The following is a 4,617-nucleotide window of genomic DNA, read 5'->3' as shown; positions in this document are numbered from 1 at the left end:
ATATGCCTGGCGGCGATAGCGCGGTGGTCCCACCTGACCCCATGCCGAACTCAGCAGTGAAACGCCGTAGCGCCGATGGTAGTGTGGGGTCTCCCCATGTGAGAGTAGGGAACTGCCAGGCTTTAATTTTTTTGGGTTTGCGTTAATATTGACTGCGAGCCACTATTGCTGATATGGCTCAGTTGGTAGAGCACACCCTTGGTAAGGGTGAGGTCCCCAGTTCGAATCTGGGTATCAGCACCATGATAATATATAAAGAATTTGTCTGGCGGCGATAGCGCGGTGGTCCCACCTGACCCCATGCCGAACTCAGCAGTGAAACGCCGTAGCGCCGATGGTAGTGTGGGGTCTCCCCATGTGAGAGTAGGGAACTGCCAGACTTTATTTTAAGACGAAAAGGCCACCCAAAAAGGGTGGCCTTTTTGCATTTAGCGAAAAAACTAACTTTGTTTTCCAACTGTTTTCCATGTCTATAGACTGATAAACTACTTATTAAATAGCTTTATTGAGTATTGAGTAAATGCTTTCCCTTAAAGAGTTTAATACTTTTGGGTTATCAGCCCATGCTAAATGTTTAGATATAGCTGAATCTGCTGAATCTTTATTAGCTTTATGGCAAAAAGCTAAAAACCAAAAACAACCTGTACTACTGCTTGGCGGGGGTAGTAATGTCTTATTTACTGAAGATTTTGAAGGAACCGTGATTCTGAATAGAATCATGGGGATTCAATATCAGGAAACTGATGAATCATGGCGTCTACATGTAGGAGCGGGGGAAAATTGGCACGAATTAGTTTGTTATTCTCTTAAAAATCAGATTTATGGGTTAGAGAACCTAGCGTTAATCCCAGGTTGTGCTGGTGCGGCACCAATTCAAAATATTGGTGCATATGGTATTGAATTTAGAGATGTATGTGAGTACGTAGATGTCCTGAATCTGGAAACTGGAGAACAAACGCGTCTTAGTGTTGATGAATGTCAGTTTGGGTATCGAGATAGTGTTTTTAAGCATAAATATCAAGAAAATCATTTCATTATCTCTGTAGGCTTACTGTTGAAAAAAAATTGGCATCCGATGTTGAGCTATGGTGATTTAACTAGGTTGTTGAGAGGTAGTGTAACTCCTCAGCAGATTTTTGATTTAGTATGTACAATGCGCACCAGTAAATTACCTGATCCTGCAATAACAGGAAACGCAGGTAGCTTCTTTAAAAATCCAATTGTCAGTGCGGAAATTGCGGTAAAAATTAAAGAAAATTACCCTGATAGCCCCCAATATCCTCATGCTAATGGGATGTTCAAATTAGCGGCAGGTTGGCTTATTGAGCGGTGTAATTTAAAGGGTTATCGCATCGGTGGTGCATCTGTGCATCTCAGGCAAGCTCTAGTATTGATAAATCAGGGAAATGCGACAGGTAAGGATGTAATCGCATTGGCTGCCTATATTCGTCAGCAAGTGATAAGTAAGTTTGGTGTATTACTTGAACCTGAGGTGCGTTTTATTGGTTCTACAGGCGAAATTGATGCTATGGAATGTATTTCATGAAAGATATAACTGTACCATTACAATTGATTAAGATTTTATCTGATGGTGAAGTCCATTCTGGTCAACAACTGGGGCAAGATTTAGGGATGAGTAGAGCTGGAATTAATAAGCATATACAGACAATTCGTGAATGGGGAATTGAATTGGAAACTGCTCCTGGCAAAGGTTATAGCCTCATGGCACCTATGCAGCTACTTGATAAATCGACTATTTTGCAATATTTACCCCAGGATCGTATAGCTGTTTTGCCAGTTATTGATTCGACTAATCAGTATCTACTTGAACGTTTATCTGAGTTAAAGTCAGGGGATGCCTGTGTTGCAGAATACCAGTATGCTGGCAGAGGGAGGCGTGGACGGAAATGGATTTCGCCTTTTGGTAAGAATCTTTATTTATCTATGTATTGGCGCCTTGAACAAGGACCCGCTGCTGCAATCGGATTGAGTCTGGTTGTCGGTATTGTTATTGCTGAAGTATTGCATCGATTTGGCGCTGATAGAATTAGGGTAAAATGGCCAAATGATTTATATCTTGATGACAAAAAGTTAGCAGGAATTTTAGTCGAATTAATGGGAAAAACTGGTGATGCTGCTCAGGTTGTGATCGGTGCAGGTATAAATATTGCGATGGATCATAAGGACGAAGAATTTATTAATCAGCAATGGGTTAATTTGCAGCAGGCTGGAATTGAAATTGATCGTAATAAATTGGCTGTAGAAATAATACTTGATCTGAGGAAAGCTCTGATGCAGTTTGAAAATGAAGGGTTATCTTCATTTATTTCCCGGTGGTTTGAGTTAGATAATTTTATGGATAGACCAGTAAAATTAATTATTGGTAGTCAGGAAGTTTATGGCATAGCCAGAGGTATTAATCAGCAAGGTGCTTTGTTACTTGATCAGAATGGTGTAATCACTCCATATATTGGTGGTGAGATTTCTTTGAGAGGTTGTTAAGAACAACCGGAAGAGAGATGTCTTCCGGGTTCGGAAACTATTTTTACTTACGTAACCTAACGCTTTCAATAGTGTGATTAGTGCCTTTTGTCATGATTAGGCTTGCTCGTTCTCGCGTTGGTAGAATATTTTGATGTAAGTTTAATCCATTGATCTCTTGCCAGATATCAGATGCAATGTTTATGGCCTCTTCTTCTGATAATTTGGAATAACTGTGGAAATAAGAATCTGGATCTGAAAAGGCACCTTGGCGAAATTTTAGGAACCGACTGATATACCAACTCTGGAGTAATTTTTCTGGTGCATCGACGTAGATAGAGAAGTCGACAAAATCAGAGACAAATACATGATGTGGGTCATGGGGATAATCCATACCGCTTTGTAATACATTCAGGCCTTCCAGAATCAAAATATCTGGTTGTTTAATGAATTTTTGCTCATTTGGTACGATATCATAGGTAAGGTGAGAGTAGACTGGTGCAGATACTTGTTTGGATCCTGATTTAATATCAGATACAAATTTCACTAGGCTATGCATATCATATGATTGTGGGAACCCTTTCTTTTTCATCAATCCACGTTCATTTAGCACGCTGTTAGAATGTAGAAAGCCATCTGTAGTAATTAATTCTACACTTCTGTGTTCAGGCCAACGACTCAGCAGTGCTTGTAATAGACGTGCAGTAGTACTTTTGCCAACAGCAACACTGCCAGCAATGCCTATGACATAAGGGACCTTTTGTCCATCAGTGCCTAGAAATTGTTCGAGCACTGCTTGACGACGTAAATTTGAGCTGATATAAAAATTAAGTAAACGGGATAAAGGAAGGTAAATCTCAACAACTTCTTCTAAAGAAATTTCTTCATTGATCCCTTTTAAATCAATTAGTTCTTCTTTTGTTAATGTCAGTGGAACTGAATCACGTAGGGTTGCCCATTGTTCACGATTGAATTGCAAATATGGAGTAGCCAAAAAAGGTGCTTTTTTATTCATAAACCAACATCTGCCTGTTTGTGCAGGTTGGACAGGTTGTAATAAACAACCTGTCCCCGACAAAAAATAAATTGCATCATATCGACTGAGGAGCGACAGGCGTAGGCTTTTTTATATTTTTGGCGGTTTTTTTTGATAAGAAATGCAGAATTGTAAAAAATTGAGTTGCTTTACTTACTGCTAGTTTAGGTTGTTTGTTTAATGATGGAAATTTAACTGACGGCAAATGAAGTAATTTATCGAGTTTTATAGAGGATTATAATCAGTTCCACAATAGTTATAGATAATTTTTTGTTTGTTATTTGGCCTGAATCTATTGAAAAAAACAGCTGATTAGATAGAACCGAGTGTTTTGTGACCGAATGATCAGATTGAGGTGATTTTTTTGTTGCATAGAGTGTTCACACTGCCTAGAATGCGCAGCACTTGATGCCGGCATAGCTCAGTTGGTAGAGCAACTGACTTGTAATCAGTAGGTCCCGAGTTCGACTCTTGGTGCCGGCACCATTAAAAATTTGGATAGGGTGGGGTTCCCGAGCGGCCAAAGGGAGCAGACTGTAAATCTGCCGTCACAGACTTCGAAGGTTCGAATCCTTCCCCCACCACCAAACAATCAGATTTAGTCTTGAGTGTTCTGCTTGAGTAGTTACTCCAAGCTAAGCACATTGAGATACAATGTACAGCTGATTAAAGTTAGGTAGCCGAGTTCAATGCGGGCATCGTATAATGGCTATTACCTCAGCCTTCCAAGCTGATGATGCGGGTTCGATTCCCGCTGCCCGCTCCAAGATGTGCTGATATAGCTCAGTTGGTAGAGCACACCCTTGGTAAGGGTGAGGTCGGCAGTTCGAATCTGCCTATCAGCACCATTTCCTAATGTCCTTGTCTCCTAGTTTTCTTCCTGTAAGCAATATTCAACAAGCAGTAGCTTGGTTGATGTGGTGGAACCACCGATTCCGTGTCTTAGAGGGACAATCTAATGTCTAAAGAAAAGTTTGAACGTAAAAAACCGCACGTTAACGTTGGTACTATCGGCCACGTTGACCATGGTAAAACTACCCTGACTGCTGCCATCACTACTGTACTGGCTAAAACCTACGGTGGTAACGCTCGTGCATTCG

Annotated in this window: 4 protein-coding genes, 5 tRNA genes and 2 rRNA genes; 10 read left to right on the top strand and 1 reads right to left on the bottom strand. The window is 40.6% G+C overall.

All coding sequences use genetic code 11. The annotated features are described in order from the left end of the window. Window positions 1-5: 5 nt before the first annotated feature. The 5 genes from rrf (C5471_RS22630) (at window position 6) to birA (ending at window position 2,502) form a co-directional block, all read left to right on the top strand. Window positions 6-121 (top strand): 5S ribosomal RNA (gene rrf, locus C5471_RS22630). Between the two features lie 46 nt (window positions 122-167). Then, a tRNA-Thr gene (locus C5471_RS22625) sits at window positions 168-243 on the top strand. 21 nt (window positions 244-264) lie between these two features. Beyond that, window positions 265-380, top strand: a 5S ribosomal RNA gene (gene rrf, locus C5471_RS22620). Between the two features lie 140 nt (window positions 381-520). Further along, window positions 521-1,546: a UDP-N-acetylmuramate dehydrogenase gene (murB, locus tag C5471_RS22615; RefSeq protein ID WP_133813971.1), complete on the top strand. Its 1,026-nt coding sequence runs from the start codon at window positions 521-523 to the stop codon at window positions 1,544-1,546. Next, a complete protein-coding gene (birA, locus tag C5471_RS22610) occupies window positions 1,543-2,502 on the top strand; it encodes a bifunctional biotin--[acetyl-CoA-carboxylase] ligase/biotin operon repressor BirA (RefSeq protein ID WP_133813970.1) in 960 nt (319 codons plus the stop codon). The genes murB and birA overlap by 4 nt, the downstream gene beginning before the upstream one ends. 43 nt (window positions 2,503-2,545) lie before the next feature. Here birA and coaA read toward each other — a convergent pair whose 3' ends face one another. Continuing rightward, the gene (gene coaA, locus C5471_RS22605; RefSeq protein WP_133813969.1) at window positions 2,546-3,496 is read right to left on the bottom strand and encodes a type I pantothenate kinase; all 951 of its coding nucleotides are present in this window, start codon (window positions 3,494-3,496) and stop codon (window positions 2,546-2,548) included. A gap of 431 nt (window positions 3,497-3,927) precedes the next feature. On the opposite strand from coaA, the gene C5471_RS22600 reads away from it, so the two are divergent. The 5 genes from C5471_RS22600 to C5471_RS22580 all read left to right on the top strand — a co-directional run. Next, window positions 3,928-4,003, top strand: a tRNA-Thr gene (locus tag C5471_RS22600). Window positions 4,004-4,019: 16 nt separating this feature from the next. After that, window positions 4,020-4,104, top strand: a tRNA-Tyr gene (locus tag C5471_RS22595). 104 nt (window positions 4,105-4,208) lie between these two features. Further along, a tRNA-Gly gene (locus C5471_RS22590) sits at window positions 4,209-4,283 on the top strand. Window positions 4,284-4,289: 6 nt separating this feature from the next. Next, window positions 4,290-4,365 (top strand) — tRNA-Thr (locus tag C5471_RS22585). Between the two features lie 110 nt (window positions 4,366-4,475). Next, on the top strand, window positions 4,476-4,617 hold a 142-nt coding region (locus C5471_RS22580), incomplete at its 3' end, for a GTP-binding protein (protein WP_242688831.1).

Source organism: Photorhabdus tasmaniensis, assembly GCF_011189505.1.
GTDB lineage: Bacteria > Pseudomonadota > Gammaproteobacteria > Enterobacterales > Enterobacteriaceae > Photorhabdus > Photorhabdus tasmaniensis.
Note: the sequence above shows the minus strand (reverse complement) of the source record. Positions and strands in the feature narration are given on the sequence as shown.

Bases quoted from the DNA above. Each gene is read 5' to 3' on its own strand.
- murB (WP_133813971.1), top strand. From the start codon at position 521: ATGCTTTCCCTTAAAGAGTTTAATACTTTTGGGTTATCAGCCCATGCT.
- birA (WP_133813970.1), top strand. From the start codon at position 1,543: ATGAAAGATATAACTGTACCATTACAATTGATTAAGATTTTATCTGAT.
- coaA (WP_133813969.1), bottom strand. From the start codon at position 3,496: ATGAATAAAAAAGCACCTTTTTTGGCTACTCCATATTTGCAATTCAAT.